We start from the raw sequence: 22,975 nt of genomic DNA on the forward strand, positions 1-22,975 counted from the left end.
GAGCGCGGGCCCGGAGGCATCCGCCTTCGTCTTCACGGTCTTGGCGGATCCGGATTTCTTCGTCGACGCAGGCGACGTGGGCGCGGGGGGTGTCTTCGGCTCAACCACGCTCTGAACCTACCGCTCCCGCGGAACCCGATACAGGCGGTGGCGCGATCGCGGGAAGTGACCTACTCTGCCGCTTCCACCTCTATCGCACGCCGAACAGCCGCATCGAGGTGCCGGCGAGCGGGACGACCTGGCCCGCATCGAAGACGTCGCCACGCTCACCCGGCCGTTCGTCCTCGCTCGACCACAGCGAGACGAACTGCGTCGCCGCATCCAAGGCGGGCAGCGTCACATCGACCGGCTGCTCGTTGCCATGGACCATCAGCAGAACGCGGTTGACGTCCTCATGCTCCGGCGTCGAGGTGGCCACGTACTGCAGGGTGCGGTTGGCCGGGTTGGTCCAGCGATCGATGGACATCGTCTCGCCGTGCGCGTCGTACCACTCCATGACGGAGGCCGAGGGCGTGTGCTCGTCCAGCTTCGCGAAGTGGCTCGGCCGCAGCGCGGGGTTCTCGCGGCGCAGGAAGAGCAGGCGCTGCACATGCGCGAACAGGTCTTCCTGCCAAGGCGCATGCTCCCAGGAGAGCCAGGTGAGCGGCGAATCGTGGCAATAGGCGTTGTTGTTGCCGCGCTGCGTGCGACCGAACTCGTCGCCGGCGGTGAGCATCGGCACTCCCGCCGACAGCAGCAGGGTGCCCAGGATGTTCCGCATCGCCTTTCGGCGCGTCGCGAGGATCCCCTCGTCGCTGGTCGGGCCCTCGGCGCCGTGATTGAAGGACCGGTTCGTATCCGCCCCGTCGCGGTTCTGCTCTGCGTTGCCCATGTTGTGCTTGACGTCGTAGGAGACCAGATCGCGCAGGGTGAACCCGTCGTGCGCGGTGACGAAGTTGACGCTCGCCAGCGGCCCGCGCTCGGCGCTGAAGGTGTTGGCGGAGCCGGCCAGCCGCGTCGCGAACCCGCCGATGCCGACGGGCGGGGCCGACGCGCGCCTGGCGTAGTCGACGTCGCTGAGCCAGAAGTTGCGGACGCGGTCGCGGTAGCGATCGTTCCACTCCTGCCACCCCGGGCCGAAGTTGCCGGTCTGCCACCCGCCCATGCCGACGTCCCACGGCTCGGCGATCTTCTTCACGTCCGCAAGCGCCGGATCGTCCACGATCGCACGCAGCAGCGGGTGATCCGGGTCGAAGGTGTGCGCCGCATCGCGACCGAGCGTCGCTGCCAGGTCGAATCGGAAGCCGTCGATCTGCATCTCCTGCGACCAGTACCGCAGCGAATCCAGCACGAGTCGGGCGGCGGCATCGTGCGCCGTGTTCACCGAGTTGCCGCACCCCGTCACGTCGATGTAGACCCCGTCGTCCTGCTGCCGGTAGTACGCGCCGTTGTCGATCCCGCGCAGGCTCGTGCGGGGGCCGCCGATGCCCTCTTCGGCCGTGTGGTTGTAGACGACGTCGAGGATCACCTCCAGCCCAGCCGCGTGCAGCAGCTTCACCATGCCCTTGAACTCGCGCAGGATCGCCTCAGGCCCCTGACGCCTGCTCTCCTCGGTCGCATAGGGCGCGTGGGGGGTGAAGAAGTTCACCGAGTTGTAGCCCCAGTAGTTCGCCAGACCGTGCTGGAGGAGCCGGGGCTCGCTCGCGAAGGCATGGATGGGAAGCAGCTGGATGCTGGTGACGCCCAGGCTCAGGAAGTGCTCGATCATCGCCGGATGCGCGAGGCCGGCATACGTCCCGTGCAGTGCCGGCGGAACCTGCGGGTGCCGTTTGGAGAGGCCTTTGAGGTGTCCCTCGTAGATCACGGTCCGATCCATCCGGATCCCGGGCTTGGCCACACCGCCCCAGTCGAATGCGTCCTCGACCACCACTGATCGCCAGTCGTCGAACCCGCGGCTGATCAGTCCGCGCGAGTACGGCTCGACCAGCAGCGTGCCGGGGTTGAAGGTGTTGCGCTCAGCATGGGGTCCGTCGACGCGCACGGCGTATCGGGTGCCGGGACGCAGAAGCGGTGTGCTCACGCTCCACACGCCTCCCGCGACCGGTTCGAGAGGGAGCGTGTGGGTGATCCAGTCCAGATCGGTGTCGTCGAACACGACCAGCTCGACCGTGGTCGCCTCTCCCGACCACACGCGGAGTGTGCCGCCGTCGTCGTGCAGTCGGATGCCGAGGTCGTCCAGGTCGCGGCTGAGCAGCCCCGGCGCGGACGCGAGATCGGCGAGGGTCTCGGTCGGAATCATGCGATCTACAGTAGTAAGGCTGGGAGTCGGTACCATCACACGGGAAGGGCGCGAGTGGTCATCTACCTCGATCACGCCGCGACGACTCCGCTGCGCGTCGAGGCTCGCGAAGCGTGGCTGCGGGCCAGCGCGACCTCGGGGAACGCCTCATCCATCCACAGCGCGGGTCAGTCCGCACGTCGGCTGCTCGAGGAATCGCGTGAGCGCCTCGCCGCCGTCGTGGACTGCGACCCGGTCGAAGTGGTCTTCACCTCAGGGGGTACCGAATCGGTGAACCTCGCGATCACCGGCCTGTACCGCTCCCGACGCGAGGCCGACGATCGCACCACGATCGTCCTGCCCCGCGCCGAGCACCACGCCACGCTGGACACGGTGGGGTGGCTGGCGGCGCACGAGGGTGCCAGAGTCGGTTCCGTGGGCGTGGACGCGACGGCGCGCCTGGACCTGGACACCTGGCGCGCGGCGCTGGCGGATCCGGATGCCGCGGTCGCGACGCTCCTGGCCGCGAACAATGAAGTTGGCACCGTGCAGCCGGTCCGTGACGCCGCGGCCGCCTCTGCGACCGCTGCAGTGCCGATGCACCTGGACGCTGTGGGCGCGTTCGGTCACGTGCCGCTCTCGTTCCGGCGGCTCCGGGAGAGGTCGGGATCCTCGTCGGCGGGCCTGGTCGCGATGAGCATCGCCGCGCACAAGCTCGGCGGGCCGGCCGGGGTCGGCGCGCTGATCGTCGCGCGGTCGGCGACGATGCAGCCGCTGCTGCACGGCGGGGGTCAGCAGCGCGGGCTGCGCTCCGGAACGCAGGACGCCGCGGGCGCGGCGGCCTTCGCCGTGGCTGCCGAACTCGCGTTCGACGAACTGAACGCCGAGTCCGCACGACTGGCGGCACTCCGCGGGCGGCTCGAAGCAGGCGTACGCCGGCTGATCCCCGACGTGCGCGTCTCTGCGGGAGACGCCGAGCGCCTGCCGGGTCACCTGCACCTCATCTTCCCCGGCGCCCAGGGCGACTCGCTCCTGCTGCTGCTGGACATGGCGGGCATCGCGGTCTCCACGGGCTCGGCCTGCCAGGCGGGCGTTCCCGAACCGTCCCATGTCGTCGCGGCGATGGGGCTCGGGGACGAGGCGGCGCGAAGCGCGCTGCGCCTCACCCTCGGGGCGACCACGACCGACGAGGACGTCGATGCGGTGCTCCGCGCGCTCCCGGCAGCATACGAGCGCGCTCGGACCGCGGGCATGTCTTCGCGCAAGGTCGGTCACCGCCCTCCCAGGCTCGCCCCCGGCATCCGCTCGTAGAATCGGATCATGCGTGTTCTTGCAGCCATGAGCGGGGGAGTGGACTCCGCCGTCGCCGCGGCACGCGCGGTGGATGCCGGGCACGACGTGACGGGCGTGCACCTCGCGCTGTCCCGTGCCGGCGGCACGCTGCGTGCCGGCAGCCGCGGGTGCTGCACGATCGAGGATGCGATGGACGCCCGGCGCGCGGCGGACCGCCTCGGGATCCCGTTCTACGTCTGGGACTTCTCCGAGCGTTTCCGCGACGACGTCATCGAGGACTTCATCGCCGAGTACTCCGCCGGCCGCACACCGAACCCGTGTATGCGATGCAACGAGAAGATCAAGTTCGCGGCGGTCCTGGAGAAGGCACTCGACCTCGGCTTCGATGCGGTCTGCACAGGTCACTACGCGGTCGTGCGGGACGGGGCATCGGGGGGCCTCGAGCTGCACCGGGCCAGCGATGCGGCGAAGGATCAGTCGTACGTGCTCGGGGTGCTCACCGAGGCCCAGCTCGCGCATACGATGTTCCCGCTCGGGAACACCCCCACCAAGGCGCTCGTGCGCGCCGAGGCCGAGGCCCGCGGACTCACCGTCGCCCAGAAGCCGGACAGCCACGACATCTGCTTCATCCCGGACGGCGACACCCGCGGTTGGCTCGCCGATCGAGTGGGCACGCGGACCGGCGAGATCGTGGACCGCGCCGGAGCCGTCGTCGGATCCCACGAGGGTGCGCACGCGTTCACCGTCGGACAGCGGCGAGGGCTGTCACTGGGTGTTCCCGCTGCCGACGGCAAGCCGCGATTCGTCCTCGAGGTGCGACCGATCACCAACACCGTCGTGGTCGGCCCGAAGGACGCCCTGGCGATCGCCGAGATCGCCGGATCCCGCTTCACCTGGGCCGGAAGAGCACCGCAGGAGTCCGTCTTCACCTGCCATGTGCAGATCCGCGCGCACGCGGATCCGGTGCCTGCGCGCGCGGCCGTCTCGTCCGAGATGGTGACCGTCGTGCCGGACGTCGCTCTGGACGGCGTCGCGCCCGGGCAGACCGCGGTGCTCTACGAGGGGACGCGGGTGCTCGGCCAGTTCACGATCGACACCACCCGCTCCGCGGTGCCCGTTCCCGCCTGACGGCTGTCGGACCCGGCTTCTAGACTGACCGGGTGAGCGATGCCGGCGCTGTGGACGAGAACCTTCCCGACCTGACCCTCGAGGACGCGCGGGCCGAGGCCACCGGACTCGTCGAGAAGATCATCGGTGCCAGGGACGCCTACTACGGCGCCGACGCCGAACTCGTCGACGATGCGACGTACGACCGATGGATGCGGCGGCTCGAGGGGCTGGAGCGCTCGCACCCCGAGCTGCAGAGCCAGGATTCGCCCACGCAGACGGTGGGCGCCGCGCAGGCGTCGATGTTCGCCCCCATCACGCATGCCGAGCGGATGCTGAGTCTGGACAACGTGTTCACGCCGGAAGAGCTGGCGGAATGGTGCGCGAAGGCGCAGGCGGGCGCCGGGCGGGCAGTGCGCTGGCTCACCGAACTCAAGATCGACGGCCTGGCGATCAGTCTCCGTTACGAGCACGGTGTGCTGACATCGGCCGCGACCCGCGGAGACGGGCGAGTCGGCGAGGACGTGACGGTCAACGCCGTGCGGGTGACGGGCATACCCGAGCGCCTGTCGGGATCGGGGCATCCCGCCCTCGTCGAAGTCCGCGGAGAGGTCTTCATCCCGGTGGCCGAGTTCGACGCGCTCAACGAGCTGCAGGCGCGCATGCGCGGACGCGCCGTCGAGGAGACTCGCGCACGCGCGCGTGCGTTCGACGAGGACAAGGCGCGGCTCAGCGCCGAGCGGCGATTCCCGTCCTTCGCCAATCCGCGCAACGCGGCCAGCGGCGGATTGCGTCAGCAGCTCGACAAGAAGGACGGCCTCGAGCGCGAAGCCGGGCGGGCCCGGCTGGACTCGCTGCGGCTGTTCGTCCACGGGATCGGCGCGTGGGAGGACCCGCCGGTGTCGTCGCAGAGCGAGGTCTACGCGCTGCTGGCCGATTGGGGACTCCCAGCCAGCCCGTACTACCGCACCTCGATGGATATCGACGGCGTGCTGGATTTCGTCGCGCACTACGGCGAGCACCGACATGACGTCGAGCACGAGATCGACGGCGTCGTGGTCAAAGTCGACGAGCTCGCGCTCCACGACGAGCTCGGCGCCACCAGCCGCGCGCCGCGCTGGGCGATCGCATACAAGTACCCGCCCGAGCAGGTGAACACGAAGCTGCTGGACATCGTGGTCTCGGTGGGGCGCACCGGGCGGGCCACTCCGTTCGCGGTGATGGCGCCCGCGCGCGTCGCCGGCAGCGTCGTCCGGCAGGCCACCCTCCACAATCAGGACGTGGTGCGCGCCAAGGGGGTGCTCATCGGCGACACCGTCGTGCTGCGCAAAGCGGGCGACGTGATCCCGGAGGTCCTGGGTCCGGTGGTCGAGCTTCGCGACGGGAGCGAGCGCGAGTTCGTGATGCCCGCCGAGTGTCCCGAGTGCGGGTTCGCACTGGCTCCCGCCAAGGAGGGCGACATCGATCTGCGGTGCCCGAATTCGAGATCGTGCCCTGCGCAGGTGCGCGGCCGGGTCGAGCACATCGGATCGCGCGGTGCGCTCGACATCGAGGCGCTCGGCGAGGTGACCGCCGCCGCGCTGACCCAGCCGTCGGTGCCGCAGACCCCGCCGCTTCAGACCGAGGCCGGGTTGTTCGATCTGACCCTGGACCAGCTCATCCCGATCGAGGTCGTGGTGCGCGATGCCGAGACCGGAGAACCGCGCATCGACGAGCGCACCGGGAACCCTGTGCGCCGTGCGCCCTTCCGCCGAAACCCGTCGTCCGAAGAGAAGAAGGCCGGACTCACCGGTGTGCAGCCTTCGGCGCAGGCGACGCGGCTGCTCGAAGAGCTGCAGAAGGCCAAGGAGAAGGAGCTCTGGCGATTCCTGGTCGCCCTGAACATCCGTCACGTCGGACCCGTCGCCGCGCGCGCCTTGGCGCAGTGGTTCGGATCCGTCGCCGCGATCCGCGCCGCCTCGCGCGACGAGCTGGCCGGGGTGGAGGGCGTCGGCGGGATCATCGCGGACTCCCTCACCGACTGGTTCGGGGTGGACTGGCACCGCGAGATCGTCCAGCGGTGGGAGGCCTCCGGCGCTCGGCTGGCGACGCCCGGCCATCCCGGCCCGGGAGCCGCGTCCGTCACCGGCGGAGTGCTCGAGGGCCTCACCGTCGTCGCGACGGGGTCGCTCGAAGGCTACTCGCGCGAGGGCGCTCAGCAGGCGATCCTCGAGGCCGGCGGGAAAGCGGCGAGCAGCGTGTCGAAGAAGACCGACTTCGTCGCCGCCGGACCGGGCGCAGGCTCGAAACTGGGCAAAGCCGAGGAGCTCGGCGTCCGCATCATCGACGCGGCACAGTTCCGCATCCTCGTCACCGAGGGGCCAGCTGCGCTGGAGGCCCTCTCCCCGGATGCGGGGTGACCCTGTGGCGCAATGGATCTATCGCATCGAGCCGACCAGGCCCGAGATGGTGGCCGCGGCCACCGATGAGGAGATGGCCGTCATCGAAGAGCATTTCGGGTTCCTGCAGGCGCTCAAAACCGCGGGGATCCTGATTCTCGCCGGCCGCACGCAGGTGGACGAAGGGGCCTGGGGGATCACGATCTTCGAGGCGCCCGACGAGGAATCCGCTCGGGCCGTGATGCAGACCGACCCCGCTGTGGCCAGCGGAGTCCTGCGGGCGACGCTCTACCCCTACGCCGTCGCGATCGCTCGCGACGGGCTTGAGGACTGAGGCGCGGCGGAGTCAACACCCGGTCGTCAGCTGGAGCAGCGAATCGCGGACCTGACGTCGCAGCACCTTGCCGATGAGCGACTTCGGAAGTTCGTCGACGACGAAGATCCTGCGCGGCACCTTGTACGGAGTGAGGATGCCCCGGGCGAACTCCCGGATGGCCTCGACATCCACCCCGGCGCCTGACGCCACCACGATGGCGGCGACGACCTCCTCGCCGGAGTGATCGCTCGGCAGGCCGACCACCGCTGCGTCCTCGACCTGCGGATGCTGCCGCAGCGCGATCTCGACCTCGGTGGGCGCGACGTTGAAGCCACCGGTGATGATCAGCTCCTTGATGCGGTCGACGATCCGCACGAAGCCGTCCTCGTCCACCGTCACGATGTCGCCGGTGCGGAACCACCCGTCGGCGAACACCTTGTCGGTCTCTTCGGGCTTCCCGTAGTAGCCCTGGAAGACCTGCGGGCCGCGCACCACGAGCTCGCCCCGCTCACCGGCGGGGACATCCCTCGACGGGTCATCCGGATCGACCACGCGCAGTTCGGTGCCGGGCAGCGGGAGCCCGACGGTGCCGGGGACGCGATTGTCGGCGACGGGATTCGCCATGAGCACCGGGGAGCATTCACTGAGCCCGTATCCCTCGACGAGGTAGCCGCCCGAGGCCGCCTCGAAGGGCACCACCAGTTCGTGCGGGAGCGCCATCGCTCCGGAGATGGCCACCTGCGTGCCCCGCAGCAAGACCCCCTTCTCGCGAGCCGCCCTCAACAGCCGGTCGGCGATGGGCGGAACCAGCGGCAGGAACGTCGGCGGGCGCTTCTGCAGGACCTCGAGCACCAGGTCCGGTTCGAACCGGGGGAACAGGACCAGACGAGCACCCATCGACATCGCGAAGGTGAGGCACAGCGTGAGGCCGTATGCGTGGAACATCGGCAGCACGGCGTAGACGACGCAGCCCGGACCCCTGGTGATCTGCGGGACCCAGGCACGCGCCTGCGCGGCATTGGCGAGCAGGTTGCGATGCGTCAGGGCGGCGCCCTTGGGGGCTCCCGTCGTGCCGCTGGTGTACTGGATGATCGCGAGATCCTCAGTCGTCGGCAGCGGGACTCCCGCGGGAAGGGCCGTCGCGGCGCTGAGGCGCTCCCACTCGACTGCGCCGCTCACCGGCGCGGTGAGGGCGTCGCGCGCCTGGCGTGCCCGCGCGATGGGGAGACGGAGCTTGACCCGCATGCTGAACGGCATCGCTCGCGTCACGTCCACGGCGACGAGCGTCGTCACCGCGAGATCGGCCGGGAACGCTTGAACGGTGGCGACGACCTTCGACCACACGATCGCGGTCTTCGCGCCGTGGTCCTCGAACTGCTTGCGCAGCTCCCGGGGGGTGTACAGGGGATTGTGCTCCACCACGACCGCGCCCAGGCGCAGGATCGCGTAGAACGCGACGATGTGCTGCGGGCAGTTGGGCAGCACGATCGCCACCGGGTCGCCGGGACCGACGCCTCTCGCGCGGAGGCCGGCCGCCGCCCGCTCCACCTGCGCGAGCAGCTCGCGATAGGTCGTCTCCGCCCCGAAGAACTCCAGCGCCACGGCGTCGGGGAACTCCGCCGCCGAGGTCTGCAGGATGTCGACGAGGCTGCCGGTGACCGGTGGCAGATCCTCCGGCACCCCCTCGGCATAGCTGGCGATCCACGGGCGAGGCGGGTCGTACATCGTCACCCGCACAGCCTACGCCCGCCCCTCCCCGGCCCCGGCGAGCGGCCGCGGGGGAGGAGAGCCGCACCGCCTAGACTTGTGTGGTGTCTGAAATCACCCCTGATCTCGTGCGCCATCTCGGTGTGCTCGCCCGGATCCAGCTGAGCGACGAAGAGGTCGAGCGCCTCACCGGCCAGCTCGATGTCATCGTCGACAACATCGCCAAGGTCTCCTCCGTCGCCACCCCCGACGTGTCTGCGACGAGCCACCCGATCCCGTTGCAGAACGTGTTCCGCGCGGATGAGGTCGGCGAGGTGCTGACGGTCGCGCAGGCACTGCAGAACGCTCCGGATGCCGCGGATGACCGCTTCCGCGTCACCGCCATCCTCGGAGAAGAGCAGTGAGCGGCGAGCTGATCCGTCTTCCCGCGGCGGAACTGGCGGGCAAGCTCGCCTCGCGCGAGATCTCCAGCGTCGAGGCGACCCAGGCGCACCTGGACCGCATCGCCGCCGTGGACGGTGACATCCACGCCTTCCTGCACGTGAGCGATTCCGCCCTGTCCGCGGCAGCGCAGATCGACCGTCGCCGCGCCGCCGGGGAAGACCTGGGGCCTGTCGCCGGCGTGCCGCTGGCCGTCAAGGACGTGCTGGTCACGACCGACATGCCCTCCACGAGCGGATCCCGCATCCTCGAGGGCTACCTCTCGCCGTACGACGCGACGGTGGTCGCCCGTGCCAGGGCCGCGGGCCTCATTCCGCTCGGCAAGACCAACATGGACGAGTTCGCGATGGGCTCCTCCACAGAGCATTCCGCGTACGGGCCCACCCACAACCCGTGGGACCTGGAGCGGATCCCCGGCGGCTCGGGCGGCGGATCGGCTGCAGCCGTGGCCGCATTCGAGGCACCCCTGGCGCTCGGATCCGACACCGGAGGATCCATCCGTCAGCCGGCGCACGTCACCGGTACGGTCGGGCTGAAGCCGACCTACGGCGGAGTCAGCCGGTACGGGGCGATCGCCCTTGCCTCCAGCCTCGACCAGGTCGGGCCGGTCACCCGGAGCGTCCTGGACGCCGGTCTCCTGCACGACGTGATCGGCGGCCACGACCCGCACGATTCGACATCGCTCGACCAGTCCTGGCCCTCCTTCGCCGAGGCCGCCCGCGAGGGTGCCCGCGGCGACGTGCTGAAGGGCCTCAAGGTGGGCGTGATCCGCGAGCTGCCCGACGCAGGCTTCCAGGCCGGCGTGTCCGCATCCTTCCGAGCGGCCCTCGCCGTCTTGGAGTCCCAGGGCGCCGAGATCGTCGAGATCAGCGCGCCGCACTTCGAGTACGGAGTCGCCGCGTACTACCTGATCCTGCCGGCCGAAGCATCCAGCAACCTCGCCAAATTCGACAGCGTGCGCTTCGGCATGCGGCTGGAAGTTCCGGGTGGAACCGTCGAGGACGTCATGGCGCGCACGCGCGACGCGGGCTTCGGCGACGAAGTGAAGCGGCGCATCATCCTCGGCACGTACGCGCTGAGCGCAGGGTACTACGACGCGTACTACGGATCGGCCCAGAAGGTCCGGACCCTCATCCAGCGCGACTTCGACGACGCGTTCGCCCAGGTCGACGTGATCGCTACGCCGTCGGCGCCGACCACCGCGTTCAAGCTTGGTGAGAAGATCGACGATCCGATGCAGATGTACCTCAACGATGTGACCACCATCCCGGCGAACCTCGCCGGCGTGCCGGGTATCTCGATCCCGTCCGGCCTCGCAGAGGAAGACGGCCTGCCGGTCGGCATCCAGTTCCTCGCTCCCGCACGCCAGGACGCCCGCCTGTACCGCGTCGGCGCCGCCCTGGAGGCGCTGCTGGTCGATCGCTGGGGTGGACCTCTGCTGGACCGGGCACCGATTCTCGGAGAGGCACGCTGATGGCCAAGGCAGCACTGATGGACTTCGATGAAGCGCTCGAGCTGTTCGAGCCGGTGCTCGGCTTCGAGGTGCACGTCGAGCTGAACACGAAGACCAAGATGTTCTCGGCGGCGCCCAACCCGGCGCACTCCGACAACCATGACGCGACGCCCAACTCGCTCGTGGCCCCCGTGGACATGGGCCTGCCCGGCTCGCTGCCGGTGGTCAACGCCGAAGCGGTCCGGTATTCGATCAGCCTCGGCCTCGCGCTCGGCTGCTCGATCGCCCCGTCGAGCCGATTCGCCCGCAAGAACTACTTCTATCCCGACCTCGGCAAGAACTACCAGATCTCCCAGTACGACGAGCCGATCGCCTTCGAGGGCTCGATCGAGGTCGAACTCGAGGACGGCACGCTCGTGACCGTGCCGATCGAGCGGGCGCACATGGAGGAGGATGCCGGCAAGCTCACGCACGTCGGAGGCTCCACCGGCCGCATCCAGGGCGCCGAGTACTCCCTGGTGGACTACAACCGCGCCGGTGTCCCGCTCGTGGAGATCGTCACCAAGCCGATCTACGGTGCGGAGCACCGCGCTCCGGAGATCGCGAAGGCCTACGTGCAGACGATCCGCGACATCGTTCTGGGCCTGGGCATCTCCGAGGCTCGGATGGAGCGCGGAAACCTCCGCTGCGACGCGAACGTATCCCTGCGCCCGCGGGCGGCAGCCGGTGAGCCGGCTGCGCCGCTCGGCACACGGACCGAGACCAAGAACGTGAACTCGATGCGCTCCGTCGAGCGCGCCGTGCGCTACGAGATCCAGCGGCAGGCGGCGATCCTCGCCGCCGGGGGCACGATCATCCAGGAGACCCGCCATTGGCACGAGGACACCGGGAGGACCTCGCCCGGTCGCCCGAAGTCCGACGCGGACGACTACCGGTACTTCCCGGAGCCGGATCTGCTTCCGGTGGTGCCGGCGCCGGAGCTGATCGAGCAGCTCAGGGCCGCCCTCCCCGAAGCGCCGGCCGAGCTGCGTCGCCGGCTCAAGACGGAGTGGGGGTTCACCGATCTGGAATTCCAGGACGTCGCCAACAGCGGACTCCTGAGCGAGGTGGCCGCCACGGTCGCCGCCGGCGCGACACCGGCTGCCGCCCGCAAGTGGTGGACCGGCGAGATCGCCCGCGTGGCCAACGTCGAGGGGCGTGAGGCGGGTGCGCTGGTGACACCCTCCGACGTCGCGGCGCTGCAGGGACTCGTCGACGCCGGGACGCTCACCGACAAGCTCGCTCGACAGGTGCTGGAGGGCGTGATCGCGGGCGAGGGCACCCCTCAGCAGGTCATCGACGCGCGAGGACTGGCGGTCGTCTCAGACGACGGTGCGCTGATCGCGGCGATCGATGACGCACTCGCGGCGCAGCCGGACGTCCTGGAGAAGATCCGCGACGGCAAAGTGCAGGCGGCGGGCGCGGTGATCGGTGCGGTCATGAAGGCCATGCGTGGGCAGGCGGATGCCGCGCGGGTTCGGGAACTCGTTCTGGAGCGCGCGACGCAGTAGCGCCGGGTGTCGGCGGCACCGGGAAGAATCGACTCATGGGACGTGGCGACGGAACGGGGCGACTCGTCTCCGCCGACGGTGCCGACGACACCGGCACCGGCATCCTGCACGTGGACATGGATGCCTTCTACGCGGCCGTCGAAGTGCTCGATGATCCGTCGCTGAAAGGCAAGCCCATCATCATCGGCGCGCCCGAAAGCAGATCGGTGGTCTCCAGCGCATCGTACGAAGCGCGCCGATTCGGGGTCCGCTCGGCCATGCCGGTGGGCCAGGCACTGCGACTGTGCCCCACGGCCATCGTCGTCCCGCCCCACTTCGATCGATATCTCGCGCTGTCGGCCGAGGTGATGCGCATCTTCTCCGAGGTCACGCCGCTGGTCGAACCGCTGTCCATCGATGAGGCGTTCCTGGATGTGCGGGGTGCCCGGCGCCTGTGGGGGAGTCCGGGCGAGATCGCACGGACGCTCCGGGCCCGCGTCCTCGAGCAGACCGGACTCACCTGCAGCATCGGCGTGGCCGCGACCAAGCACGTCGCGAAGATGGCCTCAACGATCAGCAAACCCGACGGGCTGCTCATCGTCGCAGAGGCCGACACCGCCGCCTTCCTCGCCCCCCGCTCCGTCCGCGCGCTCTGGGGTGTCGGTCCCAAGTCCGCCGAGGCACTGGAGCGGCGCGGCATCCGCACCATCGCCGACGTTCTGGACACTCCGCGTTCCACGCTCGAGCGCGCCCTCGGTGCCGCGATGGGCGAGCGCATCTGGCATCTCTCTCGCGGCATCGACCCGCGAGAGGTGGATACGACACGCATCGAGAAGAGCATCGGTCACGAGGAGACCTTCGACGAGGACATCGGGGACGGCGGCATCCTGCGCACCGAGTTCCGCCGGCTCGCCGACCGCGTCGGCGCACGCCTGCGCGCGAACGGCTGGGAGGCGAGGACGATCGCCATCAAGGTGCGATTCTCGGACTTCAGCACCGTCGGTCGCTCGCAGACCCTCGCCGAACCCTCCGCAGTCGGGCAGCGAATCGGTGAAGCTGCGATCGAGCTCTTCGCAGGGCTGGAAAGGCTTCTGCCGGTGCGCCTGATCGGCGTGCGCGCCGAGAAGCTGCAGCCGAGCGGAGACGGTGCACTGGCGCTGTGGGACGACGATGAGGAATGGCGTCGGGTCGAAGGCGCGCTCGACGACGCGACGGCGCGGTTCGGCCGGGGAGCGGTCACGCGGGCGACGCTGATCGGCGGATCCCGCGGCGGCTCCGCACCTCCATCCCATCCGCGCCCCGAGCGGCCGGTGACCGGAGGCTGATCCGGACATCGCCCGCAGGCGGAATCGGCGGTACCGTGGGGACATGCCCAACATCGCACTCGAGCTCGGAAAACAGTCCGCGACATTCGGCGTGAAGAGCGCCTACGGCGAACAGCAGGACGTCGACGGCGTCCGCATCGTCCCGGTCGCCATCACGTGGTCCGGATTCGGCGGCGGTTCGGACGACGCGGGCAACGGCGGTGGCGGCGGCGGTGGGTACTCGATCCCGCTCGGAGCGTATGTCCGCCGCGGCGACGGTCTGCAGTTCGAGCCGAACGTCGTCTCCTTCCTCGCAGTGGCGATCCCGTTCGTGTGGGTCGCCGGCCGCGCGCTCAGCCGTGTCATCCGCGCGCTCAAGCGCTAGTCCCGATCCGGTCTCGGCGGCTCTGGAGCGGGCCGCATCGCACGTCGAGCAGGCGGTCCTGGCCGTCGCGGCAAGCAACCCCGTCGTGCTGATCGATGGCCGCAGCGGGTCAGGCAAGACCTCCCTCGCCAGGCGGTTGGTGGCGCACTGGCCGTTGCGCGGACCCGTCCAGCTCGTCGCGCTCGATGCCGTCTATCCCGGCTGGGACGGACTGGCCGACGGCGTGGAGACCGCACGAGAACTGGTCCTCAACCCGCATGCCCGGGGTCTGGTCGGCATCTGGCGACGATGGGACTGGGACGAGTCCGAGTACGCAGAGGCCCACGCCGTGGACCCCTCGCTGCCGTTGATCGTCGAGGGATCGGGGATCCTGACTCCGGTGACCGCGCGACTGAGCGATGTGCGGGTGTGGCTGGAGTCACCCGTGCAGTCGCGCAAGCGCCGCGCTCTGGACCGCGACGGAGACACGTATCGTCCGCACTGGTCGAACTGGGCCGAGCAGGAGGAGCGGCATCTGGATCGCGATGACCCCGAACGTCATGCGACCCTGGTCTTCGCCATCCCCTGAGATCTCACTCGTCGGGCGATGCCGCCTGGACGAGTCCGTCCAGGCGGTAGCCCAGCCACTCGTAGATCCCGAACCGTGGGTCATCCTGCGACCCGTCGGTCTCGTCGCGTATCCCCAGTCGAACGGCCAGGACGAGGCGGAGCGCGGCCAGGCAGCGCAGCCACGCCTGCAGGTCGTCTGCGGCGAGAGGAATCTCCACGACGTCCTGCGCAAGGACGTCCCGGTCAGCGACGTCGTCAAGAGCGGCATCGGCGCCTTCAGGCAGCACCGGCGCCAGCGTACGCAGCACCGTTCCCGCGTCGTCTCCACGTCGTTCGAGGAGTTCGCGCTCGGTGACCTCGCGGAATTCGCGCGCGGCGTCCTCGTCGTCCGGGTACGCGTCGGGGACCAGGCGCCCGATCGCCGGGTCAGCGGATGCCTGCCCGTCGGCGAGCAGGTCGGCGAATTGGCCGACGAGCCCGGCAAGATGCGCGGCCTCAATCCGTGAGAGTTCGAGGACGATGATGCGGTCGGTCATTCGGGTGCCTTTCGGACGGTCGCCCACAGTCCGTAGTCGTGCATGGCTTGCGCGTGCAGTTCCATCTGCTCCCTGGCGCCCTCCGCCACGACGGCGTGTCCGTCGTGGTGCACGGCCATCATGAGGCGTTCTGCCTTCGCGCGGGGGTAGCCGAAGTACTCGCGGAAGACGTGGGTGACGTAGCTCATCAGATTGACCGGATCGTTCCAGACGACGGTCTGCCACGGGCGCGCGCGCTGCTCCGACTGACGCAGCTCGATGCGCTCGTCGACGCCCGGTTCGGCGGTGGCGATGTTCACGCCCACCCCAGTTCGTGCAGGCGATCATCGTCGATGCCGTAGAAGTGCGCGATCTCATGGACGAGAGTGGTGTGGATCTCATCGCGCAGCTCGCGTTCGTCCTCGCAGACGGCGAGGTGGGGCTCGCGGTAGACGATGATGCGGTCGGGCAGCTCGCCGACGCCGTAGCGATCCCGTTCGGTCAGCGCCCACCCGTCGTACAGTCCGAGCAGGTCGAGGCTGCCGTCCTCCGGGCGGTCTTCGACGACGAAGACGACGTTCTCCAGGCCGTCGATCATGTCATCCGGCAGCCGGTCGAGTTCATCGACGACGAGCTCCTCGAATGCGGCCGCAGCCATCTCAAACATTGGGGTGAGTAACGGGGCTCGAACCCGCGACATCGGCCACCACAAGGCCGCGCTCTACCAACTGAGCTATACCCACCATGTCTCCCGAACGCGCGGGCAACCCGAAGATTCTCTCACACTTCGGGCGCGAACGACGAAACGGCCGCCACCGCCGCCGTCTTCGCATCGTCACTGGTCGGGCCGGGCTCGGGGATGAAAACCGCCTGACGGTAGTAGGCCAGTTCGACGATGGATTCGCGGATGTCAGCGAGTGCACGGTGGCCGCCGCCTTTGGCCGGAGCGTGGATGTAGGCGCGCGGGTACCAGCGGCGGCTGAGCTCTTTGACGCTGGAGACGTCGACGTTGCGATAGTGCAGCCAGCGGTCCACGCGAGGCATGTACTTCGCGAGGAACATCCGGTCGGTGCCGATCGTGTTGCCCGCGAGCGGCGCCTTGCCCTCGAGCGGCACGAAGCGCTGGATGTACTCCAGCACATCGAATTCGGCCTCGGCGACGCTCACGCCGTTCGGGATCTCGTCGATCAGACCGGACTTCTCGTGCATCTTGGTGACGAAATCGTTCATGTGCGCGAGAGCCGTGTCGTCGGGCTTGATCACGACCTGGAACCCCGGGTCGAGCGGGCGCAGCTCGAAGTCGGTCACGATGACGGCGATCTCGACGAGTTCGTCGACATCGAGATCGAGACCGGTCATCTCGCAGTCGATCCACACCAGCCGGTCGTTCTCAGAAGCCCCCACCATGCCGACCATCCTACTGACGCGCTCGGACAGGGCGTCGCCGAGGTGACGCGATAGCCTTGATGCGCACGCCTCCGTAGCTCAATGGATAGAGCATCGGCCTTCTAATCCGACGGTTGCTGGTTCGAGTCCAGCCGGGGGCACGGCCCCGATGAAACGCGGCGAAACCCCTGGCATCCCCCTCGATGCGGGCGTACCGTCGAGGTGTCGGAAGGAGTTTCCATGAGCGAGACGACGACGCATCACGCGCTGTGGGTCGCGTACGGCACCAACGGCGTGGTCGGCACGATCCGCAAGGACGACGACGGCTACACGGTCACGATCGCAGGGGCCGATCAGCATCTCGGGGTGTACCCGTCGATGCAGATCGCGAAGGACGCGCTCCACGCGAACCTGCGTCCGGGCTCGGACTGGCCCGAATTCCGCGAGCACTGATCGCGAGGCCTCGGCGCGACCCGGCTGCGGTGTCCAGCAGCGGAAGCGCGAGGTGCACCAGGGGGCCGATGAGCGCCGCGAACAGCACGGTGCCGACGCCGACGGTGCCCCCCAGCAGCCACCCGATCAGCAGAACGGTCACCTCGACGGTCGCTCTGCTCACCCAGATGGGCCAGCCCAGGCGCGCATGCAGGCCGGTCATGAGCCCGTCGCGGGGTCCGGGCCCGAATCGCGCGCCGATGTAGAGTCCGGAGGCGATCGCGACGAGCAGGATGCCGCCGAGCAGCACGGCGATCTGCGCGGCGAGGCCATGCACCGGCGCCATCAGCCACAGCACCGCTTGCATGCTCGTCCCGACCAGCAGGATGTTGGCGATCGTCCCGACGCCCGGCTTCTGACGCAGCGGGATCCACAGCAGCAGGACGAGGAAGCCGACGATGTTGGTCACCCAGCCGACGCCGATCCCGGTGTGCACCGAGATGCCCTGCGCGAACACCGTCCAGGGGTCGACGCCGAGTCCCGCCTCCACCGTCAGCGCGCAGCCGGCGCCGTAGAGCACCAGGCCGATGAGCAGCTGAGTCACCCGTCGTGTCATTGGACCATCCAATCTCATAATTGGCACTTAGGCACCAGTCCAATCCGGCTATTCTGGCCGCATGGACTCTCGTATCTCCGCCCGCGCCCTCGAGGCGGTGCTCGGTGGGTGGCGCACCCGCGAACCCGTCTACGAGGCCCTCGCCGACGGGATCCGGCTGCTCTGTCTGGACAACCGGCTCGCCCCGGGTACCGCCCTGCCTGCGGAGCGCGAGCTCTCGCACGCACTTGGCGTGAGTCGCAGCACCGTGGCCGCCTCCTACCGCAGCCTGCGCGACAGCGGACACATCTCCAGCCTGCGCGGCAGCGGCAGTGTCACACTGCCCTTGCGCAGGCGCGACCCCGGTGGCGCCGAGTCGACGGACGGGTCGATCGACCTGCAGCAGGCGAGCCCTCCGGCGTGGCCGGGACTGGCCGGAGTGTTCCTGGAGGTCGCGCAGTCCTCGGCAGCACTCGTGGCTCGTAGCGGCTACGACATGTTCGGCAGGATCGAACTGCGCCGGGCGATCGCGGCACACTACGACAGACGCGGCATCCCCACGACGCCGGCTCAGATCCTGGTGACCACCGGTGCGCAGAGCGCGATCCACCTCATCGCGTCGGTGATGCTCAGCCGGGGCGATCGCGTGCTGATCGAGACGCCGACGTACCCGCACGCGGCGGACGCGCTGCGTCGCTCCGGGGCTCGGCTGGTCGGCGTGCCCGTCACCACTGCCGACGGATGGGATCTGGATCGCGCCGAGCAGGCCTTCGCCCGGACACTGCCGGTCCTGGCCTATCTGATGCCGGACTTTCAGAATCCGACCGGACGCTCGATGGATCCGCAGGAGCGCTCGGCATTCCTGCGGGCCGCGGAGCGGGCCGGAACGACACTGGTGCTGGATGAGACCACGGCGGATCTGGACATCGACCGACCGCCCATCCCCGCCGGCTTCGTCGACGCCGACCCGGCGGGAATCGTGCGCATCGGCTCGCTCGGCAAGACGGTGTGGGGCGGTCTGCGCGTCGGGTGGGTTCGTGCGGAAACGGATCTGGTCCGTCGGCTCGTCGCGGCGCGTCCCGCTCACGACCTGGGTACGCCCGAATTCGAGCAGGCGGTCGGTGCGGAGATCTTCCCGCGATTCGCGGAGGTGGCAGCCCAGCGATCGCACCTGCTTCGCGCAGGACGGGATGCCGCGGTCCGCGCGGTCCGCGCAGTGCTGCCGTCATGGTCGGTCCCCGACGTTCACGGAGGAGTGTCGCTGTGGATCGAACTCGACGCGCCACTCAGTGCCGCGCTGGTGATGGATGTCCGACCCCGCGGACTGCTGCTGTCGGCGGGCCCGCGGTTCTCGGTCGATGGCGGCCATGACCGCCATCTGCGGATTCCGTTCACCGCGACCCCCGACGAGGTCGAACGGGCCGTCGGGATCCTCGCGGAGGCGTGGCCACGTGTTCGCGCGGGAGCCCCGGTCTCGGCGATGACGCTTCTCGACTCGGTCATCTGAGCGCAGACGCGCAACGCGACGAGTCACGCAGCCCGGGCAGCTCAGCGCGCGAAGAGGAGGGACTGCACGGCGTCGTCGGCAGACCAGAACTCGCCGAGCTCGCGGAACGCGCGGCTCGCGACGTGGAAGCGCTTGGCCACCCACCTGACGCTCGGCCCGTCGCCGAGCGCCTGCAGGTGTCCGATCACACGCCCGTCCGGCGCGACCACGCGCCACAGCCGCGCTGCGGCCGGCGCCAGTCGCACGCGGTGGACGGGCGAGACGCGGGGACTATCGGCGTTCGCGCCGGAAAGCCAAGTGGTTCCATTCATACGGGATCCTTTCCGCTTCGAAGATATCTTCGACCTCCGACATCCGCGCTCTCCTCCCCAGCGGTGCCTTCGGACTCGTTCTCCACGGCATCCACTCGGCCAGGCCGGCAGCCATCGGCACGCCGACATGCTGGTCGGGCGCCGGTGTCCGACGGGCACACGGGCACCGGCGCAGACCGAGGACCGCCCTCGGCCTCAGAAAGGAAGCGACATGTCTGACACCATCACTCTCATCGGCAACATCGCGACACCGCCGGAGCGCAAGATCACCGCGACCGGCCTGGTGATCACATCGTTCCGCCTCGCCACGAACGACCGCAGATTCGACAAGCGCACCGAGTCCTGGATCGATGGGGAGCCGAACTACTTCTCGGTCTCGGCGTTCCGTGCGCTGGCCGAGAACGCGTTCTACTCCCTGCACAAGGGAGAACGCGTCATCGTGACCGGCAGGCTGCGCCTGAAGGAGTGGGAGACCGCGACCAGCAAGGGCTGGGCCGCCGAGATCGAGGCCGACTCGCTCGGTCCGGACCTGCAGTTCGGCACCACTCGATTCGAGAAGTATCGCAAACCTGCCGAACCAGCTCAGGACGAGCAGCGCGACGACTGGGCTGTCGCAGCCATCGGGGCGGATCAGTCGGAGATCGCCGCGTCCGAGGCGGAGGCCTCGACCGAGGAGGAGCTGGTCCTCTCCGGCACCGAGACGCCGTTCTGACCGTGCGGCAGGCCGCCGCGGCGGCGCGCCATAGACTCGATCCGTGTCCCGCCGCCCCGAATTCCGCAGTGCCTCAGCGCTCGCGCGGGGCGTCGCGGTCTGCTTCCTGATCGGCACGCTGGCGGTGACCGGGTGCACCTCGACACCCGATCCCGCGCCCTCGGCATCGGCATCGGCCGCCAGCGCACCCGAAACCCGGACACCGTCCGCCACGCCCTCGGTTCCGGCCGAACCGGTTCTCGTCCCGGCCGGCTCCGCAGCGGACAACCTTCCGCTCTTCACCGCCGTCACGAACGCAGTGTGGGCCGGGCCAGAAAACGTCAGCGGTCGCGCGTACATCGATGCACTGGCGGCGGCAGGGTTCGACAAAACTGCGATGCAGGTCACCTATGACGAGACCACGGTCGGAAACCCAGCCGAGAGCATCCAGTTCTCGGTGCAGTGGCAGCAGGAGTGCCTCGTCGGGCAGGTCGGCCCCGCGACTGGAGCGCCCGTGGCCGTCGTGGTTCCGGAGCTTGCCGGCGGAGCCTGCCTGGTGGGATCCACACGCCCGATCGACTGGTGAGCCGCGTCCGCCCGGCGCGAGCGGGAACGACCCGCCCGTAGACTGGAGCGGATATGGCTGATTACATCTACTCGATGGTTCGCGCCCGCAAAGCGGTCGGCGACAAGGTGATCCTGGACGACGTCACGATGGCGTTCCTCCCCGGCGCGAAGATCGGCGTGGTGGGACCCAACGGTGCGGGGAAGTCCACGATCCTGAAGATCATGGCGGGGCTGGACACGCCCAGCAACGGCGAGGCGAAGCTGAGCCCGGGCTACAGCGTCGGCATCCTGATGCAGGAACCCGAGCTGGACGAGGACAAGACCGTCCTGGAGAACGTCGAGCAGGGCGTCGGGCCCATCAAGCAGAAGCTCGATCGCTTCAACGAGATCTCCGGCCTGATGGCCGACCCGGACGCCGATTTCGATGCGCTGCTGGCCGAGATGGGCGTGCTGCAGGAGGCCATCGACGCCGCAGATGCCTGGGATCTCGACTCGCAGCTCGAGCAGGCCATGGACGCGCTGCGCACCCCGCCTTCCGAAGCGATCGTCTCCAACCTGTCCGGTGGGGAGAAGCGCCGTGTGGCGCTGTGCAAGCTGCTCCTGCAGAAGCCGGACCTGCTGCTGCTGGACGAGCCGACCAACCACCTGGATGCCGAAAGCGTGCAGTGGCTGGAGCAGCATCTCGCGAAGTACCCCGGCGCGGTTCTGGCCGTCACCCACGACCGCTACTTCCTCGACCACGTCGCGGAGTGGATCTGCGAGGTCGACCGCGGTCGCCTGTACCCCTACGAGGGCAACTACTCGACCTATCTCGAGAAGAAGCAGGAGCGCCTGCAGGTGCAGGGCAAGAAGGACGCGAAGCTCGCGAAGCGTCTGGCCAGTGAGTTGGAGTGGGTCCGCAGCAACGCCAAGGGCCGCCAGACCAAGTCGAAGTCGCGCCTCGCGCGATACGAGGAGATGGCTGCAGAGGCGGATCGGACCAGGAAGCTGGACTTCGACGAGATCGTGATCCCGCCGGGGCCGCGTCTGGGCTCGCTCGTCCTGGAGGCCAAGAAGCTGCAGAAGGGCTTCGACGGACGCAGCCTCATCGACGGGCTGACCTTCTCGCTCCCGCGCAACGGGATCGTGGGCATCATCGGCCCGAACGGCGTCGGAAAGACGACGCTGTTCAAGACGATCGTCGGCCTCGAGCCCCTTGACGGCGGCGACCTCAAGGTCGGCGAAACGGTCGAGATCTCCTACGTGGACCAGTCCCGTGGCGGCATCGACCCGAACAAGACACTGTGGGAGGTCGTCAGTGACGGCCTGGATTGGATCCAGGTCGGCAAGGTCGAGATCCCCTCGCGGGCCTACGTCTCGCAGTTCGGCTTCAAGGGACCGGACCAGCAGAAGAAGGCCGGCGTGCTCTCCGGCGGTGAGCGCAACCGCCTGAACCTCGCGCTCACGCTCAAGCAGGGCGGCAACCTGCTCCTGCTCGATGAGCCGACCAACGACCTCGACGTCGAGACACTCGGAAGCCTCGAGAACGCACTGCTGGAATTCCCCGGCTGCGCCGTGGTCATCACCCACGATCGGTGGTTCCTCGACCGCATCGCGACGCACATCCTCGCCTACGAGGGCACCGAAGAGGATCCGGACAAGTGGTACTGGTTCGAGGGCAACTTCGAAGCGTACGAGGAGAACAAGATCGAGCGGCTCGGGCCCGATGCCGCCAAGCCGCACAGCTCCACGTATCGCAAGCTCACCCGTGACTGACCAGCCCGTCCGGCGCGTTCACGTGCCGATCCATCTGCGGTGGGGCGACCTGGACGCGTTGGGTCACGTCAACAACACGTCGATGCTGAAACTGCTGGAAGAAGCGCGGCTGCGAGCCTTCTGGCGCCCTGATGACGGCAGCGATGCCGCACCCACGGCGGTGTTCGACATGTCCGTGCTCGAGGGAGGCGGGACCCGGGCGACCCTCGTCGCCCGCCAGGAGATCGAATACCTGCGGCCGGTGCCGTACGGTCAGCGTCCGCTGGACGTGCAGCTGTGGGTCGGACGGATCGGCGGTTCCAGCGTCGAGGTCTGCTACGACGTGTTCAGCCCCGCCGACGCCGGAGAGCAGGTGCGCTACGCCCGCGCATCGGCTGTCGTGGTCCTGGTCGACACCGCGACCGGCCGACCGACCCGCTGGGGCCAGGAGGAACGCGCCGCGTGGACGCCGTTCCTCGACGACCCGATCGCGTTCGCGAAGCGACGCTGATCCGGCG

The 22,975-nt window shown here is 69.1% G+C and carries 23 protein-coding genes and 2 tRNA genes; 16 read left to right on the forward strand and 9 right to left on the reverse strand.

Annotation, left to right across the window (positions count from 1 at the left end; translation table 11 throughout):
* Positions 1–190: 190 nt before the first annotated feature.
* On the reverse strand, positions 191–2,278 hold the full coding sequence (gene glgX / locus BLT19_RS11395) for a glycogen debranching protein GlgX (protein WP_091490140.1): 2,088 nt from the start codon (positions 2,276–2,278) through the stop codon (positions 191–193).
* 54 nt (positions 2,279–2,332) lie between these two features.
* On the opposite strand from glgX, the gene BLT19_RS11400 reads away from it, so the two are divergent.
* The 4 genes from BLT19_RS11400 (at position 2,333) to BLT19_RS11415 (ending at position 7,369) form a co-directional block, all read left to right on the forward strand.
* On the forward strand, positions 2,333–3,568 hold the full coding sequence (locus tag BLT19_RS11400; protein WP_091490144.1) for a cysteine desulfurase family protein: 1,236 nt from the start codon (positions 2,333–2,335) through the stop codon (positions 3,566–3,568).
* 9 nt (positions 3,569–3,577) lie between these two features.
* Positions 3,578–4,678 carry a tRNA 2-thiouridine(34) synthase MnmA gene (gene mnmA / locus BLT19_RS11405; protein WP_091490147.1) on the forward strand — a complete coding sequence of 367 codons (1,101 nt, stop codon included), beginning with the start codon at positions 3,578–3,580 and terminating at the stop codon, positions 4,676–4,678.
* A 191-nt stretch (positions 4,679–4,869) separates the two neighbouring features.
* Positions 4,870–7,056: an NAD-dependent DNA ligase LigA gene (gene ligA, locus BLT19_RS11410; RefSeq protein WP_407939832.1), complete on the forward strand. Its 2,187-nt coding sequence runs from the start codon at positions 4,870–4,872 to the stop codon at positions 7,054–7,056.
* 4 nt (positions 7,057–7,060) lie between these two features.
* Positions 7,061–7,369 (forward strand): YciI family protein, encoded by a 309-nt coding sequence (locus BLT19_RS11415; RefSeq protein ID WP_157681852.1) that lies wholly within the window; start codon positions 7,061–7,063, stop codon positions 7,367–7,369.
* A gap of 12 nt (positions 7,370–7,381) precedes the next feature.
* Here BLT19_RS11415 and BLT19_RS11420 read toward each other — a convergent pair whose 3' ends face one another.
* Complete coding sequence (locus BLT19_RS11420; protein ID WP_091493887.1) at positions 7,382–9,076, reverse strand: long-chain-fatty-acid--CoA ligase; 1,695 nt, start codon at positions 9,074–9,076, stop codon at positions 7,382–7,384.
* Positions 9,077–9,162: 86 nt separating this feature from the next.
* Here BLT19_RS11420 and gatC point away from each other — a divergent pair, with 86 nt between their 5' ends.
* From gatC to BLT19_RS11445, 6 genes are read left to right on the forward strand one after another with little or no spacing between them, the layout of a single operon-like run.
* Positions 9,163–9,462 carry an Asp-tRNA(Asn)/Glu-tRNA(Gln) amidotransferase subunit GatC gene (gatC, locus tag BLT19_RS11425; RefSeq protein ID WP_091490164.1) on the forward strand — a complete coding sequence of 100 codons (300 nt, stop codon included), beginning with the start codon at positions 9,163–9,165 and terminating at the stop codon, positions 9,460–9,462.
* The gene (gatA, locus tag BLT19_RS11430) at positions 9,459–10,973 is read left to right on the forward strand and encodes an Asp-tRNA(Asn)/Glu-tRNA(Gln) amidotransferase subunit GatA (protein WP_091490167.1); all 1,515 of its coding nucleotides are present in this window, start codon (positions 9,459–9,461) and stop codon (positions 10,971–10,973) included. The genes gatC and gatA overlap by 4 nt, the downstream gene beginning before the upstream one ends.
* The gene (gene gatB / locus BLT19_RS11435; RefSeq protein WP_091490171.1) at positions 10,973–12,502 is read left to right on the forward strand and encodes an Asp-tRNA(Asn)/Glu-tRNA(Gln) amidotransferase subunit GatB; all 1,530 of its coding nucleotides are present in this window, start codon (positions 10,973–10,975) and stop codon (positions 12,500–12,502) included. Before gatA ends, gatB begins: the two co-directional genes overlap by 1 nt.
* A gap of 35 nt (positions 12,503–12,537) precedes the next feature.
* Entirely contained in the window at positions 12,538–13,806 is a 1,269-nt protein-coding gene (dinB, locus tag BLT19_RS11440) for a DNA polymerase IV (protein ID WP_091490175.1), read from the forward strand.
* A gap of 43 nt (positions 13,807–13,849) precedes the next feature.
* Positions 13,850–14,170 (forward strand): hypothetical protein, encoded by a 321-nt coding sequence (locus tag BLT19_RS18000; protein ID WP_231917631.1) that lies wholly within the window; start codon positions 13,850–13,852, stop codon positions 14,168–14,170.
* Positions 14,145–14,738 carry a nucleoside/nucleotide kinase family protein gene (locus tag BLT19_RS11445; protein ID WP_231917632.1) on the forward strand — a complete coding sequence of 198 codons (594 nt, stop codon included), beginning with the start codon at positions 14,145–14,147 and terminating at the stop codon, positions 14,736–14,738. Before BLT19_RS18000 ends, BLT19_RS11445 begins: the two co-directional genes overlap by 26 nt.
* A 4-nt stretch (positions 14,739–14,742) precedes the next feature.
* Here the strand turns inward: BLT19_RS11445 and BLT19_RS11450 are convergent, their stop codons facing one another.
* The 5 genes from BLT19_RS11450 to orn all read right to left on the reverse strand — a co-directional run bounded on the left by BLT19_RS11450 (position 14,743) and on the right by orn (position 16,641).
* Positions 14,743–15,255, reverse strand: a complete 513-nt coding sequence (locus BLT19_RS11450) for a DUF2017 family protein (protein WP_091490183.1) — start codon at positions 15,253–15,255, stop codon at positions 14,743–14,745.
* Entirely contained in the window at positions 15,252–15,548 is a 297-nt protein-coding gene (clpS, locus tag BLT19_RS11455) for an ATP-dependent Clp protease adapter ClpS (protein WP_407939833.1), read from the reverse strand. The genes BLT19_RS11450 and clpS overlap by 4 nt, the downstream gene beginning before the upstream one ends.
* Before the next feature lie 2 nt (positions 15,549–15,550).
* Entirely contained in the window at positions 15,551–15,892 is a 342-nt protein-coding gene (locus tag BLT19_RS11460; protein WP_407939789.1) for a metallopeptidase family protein, read from the reverse strand.
* Positions 15,893–15,901: 9 nt separating this feature from the next.
* Positions 15,902–15,977, reverse strand: a tRNA-His gene (locus BLT19_RS11465).
* A gap of 37 nt (positions 15,978–16,014) precedes the next feature.
* Positions 16,015–16,641, reverse strand: a complete 627-nt coding sequence (orn, locus tag BLT19_RS11470; RefSeq protein WP_091490192.1) for an oligoribonuclease — start codon at positions 16,639–16,641, stop codon at positions 16,015–16,017.
* Positions 16,642–16,708: 67 nt separating this feature from the next.
* Here orn and BLT19_RS11475 point away from each other — a divergent pair.
* Positions 16,709–16,781 (forward strand) — tRNA-Arg (locus BLT19_RS11475).
* A gap of 173 nt (positions 16,782–16,954) precedes the next feature.
* Here the strand turns inward: BLT19_RS11475 and yczE are convergent.
* Complete coding sequence (gene yczE / locus BLT19_RS11485) at positions 16,955–17,668, reverse strand: membrane protein YczE (RefSeq protein WP_231917633.1); 714 nt, start codon at positions 17,666–17,668, stop codon at positions 16,955–16,957.
* A 61-nt stretch (positions 17,669–17,729) separates the two neighbouring features.
* Between yczE and yczR the strand changes: the two genes are divergently transcribed.
* Positions 17,730–19,154 (forward strand): MocR-like transcription factor YczR, encoded by a 1,425-nt coding sequence (gene yczR / locus BLT19_RS11490; protein WP_091490200.1) that lies wholly within the window; start codon positions 17,730–17,732, stop codon positions 19,152–19,154.
* Positions 19,155–19,195: 41 nt separating this feature from the next.
* On the opposite strand, the gene BLT19_RS11495 is transcribed toward yczR, so the two are convergent.
* The gene (locus tag BLT19_RS11495; protein WP_231917635.1) at positions 19,196–19,465 is read right to left on the reverse strand and encodes a hypothetical protein; all 270 of its coding nucleotides are present in this window, start codon (positions 19,463–19,465) and stop codon (positions 19,196–19,198) included.
* Between the two features lie 211 nt (positions 19,466–19,676).
* Here BLT19_RS11495 and BLT19_RS11500 point away from each other — a divergent pair, with 211 nt between their 5' ends.
* The 4 genes from BLT19_RS11500 to BLT19_RS11515 are packed head-to-tail and all read left to right on the forward strand — an operon-like array spanning position 19,677 to position 22,968.
* Positions 19,677–20,177: a single-stranded DNA-binding protein gene (locus BLT19_RS11500; RefSeq protein ID WP_157681853.1), complete on the forward strand. Its 501-nt coding sequence runs from the start codon at positions 19,677–19,679 to the stop codon at positions 20,175–20,177.
* A gap of 43 nt (positions 20,178–20,220) precedes the next feature.
* Positions 20,221–20,742, forward strand: a complete 522-nt coding sequence (locus BLT19_RS17780; RefSeq protein ID WP_231917637.1) for a DUF6993 domain-containing protein — start codon at positions 20,221–20,223, stop codon at positions 20,740–20,742.
* Positions 20,743–20,795: 53 nt separating this feature from the next.
* Entirely contained in the window at positions 20,796–22,478 is a 1,683-nt protein-coding gene (gene ettA / locus BLT19_RS11510; protein WP_091490208.1) for an energy-dependent translational throttle protein EttA, read from the forward strand.
* Positions 22,471–22,968 (forward strand): acyl-CoA thioesterase, encoded by a 498-nt coding sequence (locus BLT19_RS11515; protein ID WP_091490212.1) that lies wholly within the window; start codon positions 22,471–22,473, stop codon positions 22,966–22,968. Before ettA ends, BLT19_RS11515 begins: the two co-directional genes overlap by 8 nt.
* Positions 22,969–22,975 lie beyond the last annotated feature (7 nt).

Origin of the sequence: Microbacterium pygmaeum (assembly GCF_900100885.1) — a bacterium.
GTDB classification, from domain to species: domain Bacteria; phylum Actinomycetota; class Actinomycetes; order Actinomycetales; family Microbacteriaceae; genus Microbacterium; species Microbacterium pygmaeum.

What these genes read in the sequence shown, in the direction of transcription:
- yczE (WP_231917633.1), bottom strand. Translation starts at nt 17,668, where the DNA reads ATGACACGACGGGTGACTCAGCTGCTCATCGGCCTGGTGCTCTACGGC.
- BLT19_RS11420 (WP_091493887.1), bottom strand. Translation starts at nt 9,076, where the DNA reads ATGTACGACCCGCCTCGCCCGTGGATCGCCAGCTATGCCGAGGGGGTG.
- ligA (WP_407939832.1), top strand. Translation starts at nt 4,870, where the DNA reads ATGCGGCGGCTCGAGGGGCTGGAGCGCTCGCACCCCGAGCTGCAGAGC.
- yczR (WP_091490200.1), top strand. Translation starts at nt 17,730, where the DNA reads ATGGACTCTCGTATCTCCGCCCGCGCCCTCGAGGCGGTGCTCGGTGGG.
- gatB (WP_091490171.1), top strand. Translation starts at nt 10,973, where the DNA reads ATGGCCAAGGCAGCACTGATGGACTTCGATGAAGCGCTCGAGCTGTTC.
- ettA (WP_091490208.1), top strand. Translation starts at nt 20,796, where the DNA reads ATGGCTGATTACATCTACTCGATGGTTCGCGCCCGCAAAGCGGTCGGC.
- BLT19_RS18000 (WP_231917631.1), top strand. Translation starts at nt 13,850, where the DNA reads ATGCCCAACATCGCACTCGAGCTCGGAAAACAGTCCGCGACATTCGGC.
- BLT19_RS11460 (WP_407939789.1), bottom strand. Translation starts at nt 15,892, where the DNA reads ATGGCTGCGGCCGCATTCGAGGAGCTCGTCGTCGATGAACTCGACCGG.
- BLT19_RS11450 (WP_091490183.1), bottom strand. Translation starts at nt 15,255, where the DNA reads ATGACCGACCGCATCATCGTCCTCGAACTCTCACGGATTGAGGCCGCG.
- glgX (WP_091490140.1), bottom strand. Translation starts at nt 2,278, where the DNA reads ATGATTCCGACCGAGACCCTCGCCGATCTCGCGTCCGCGCCGGGGCTG.
- mnmA (WP_091490147.1), top strand. Translation starts at nt 3,578, where the DNA reads ATGCGTGTTCTTGCAGCCATGAGCGGGGGAGTGGACTCCGCCGTCGCC.
- BLT19_RS11495 (WP_231917635.1), bottom strand. Translation starts at nt 19,465, where the DNA reads ATGAATGGAACCACTTGGCTTTCCGGCGCGAACGCCGATAGTCCCCGC.
- orn (WP_091490192.1), bottom strand. Translation starts at nt 16,641, where the DNA reads ATGGTGGGGGCTTCTGAGAACGACCGGCTGGTGTGGATCGACTGCGAG.
- dinB (WP_091490175.1), top strand. Translation starts at nt 12,538, where the DNA reads ATGGGACGTGGCGACGGAACGGGGCGACTCGTCTCCGCCGACGGTGCC.
- BLT19_RS11500 (WP_157681853.1), top strand. Translation starts at nt 19,677, where the DNA reads ATGTCTGACACCATCACTCTCATCGGCAACATCGCGACACCGCCGGAG.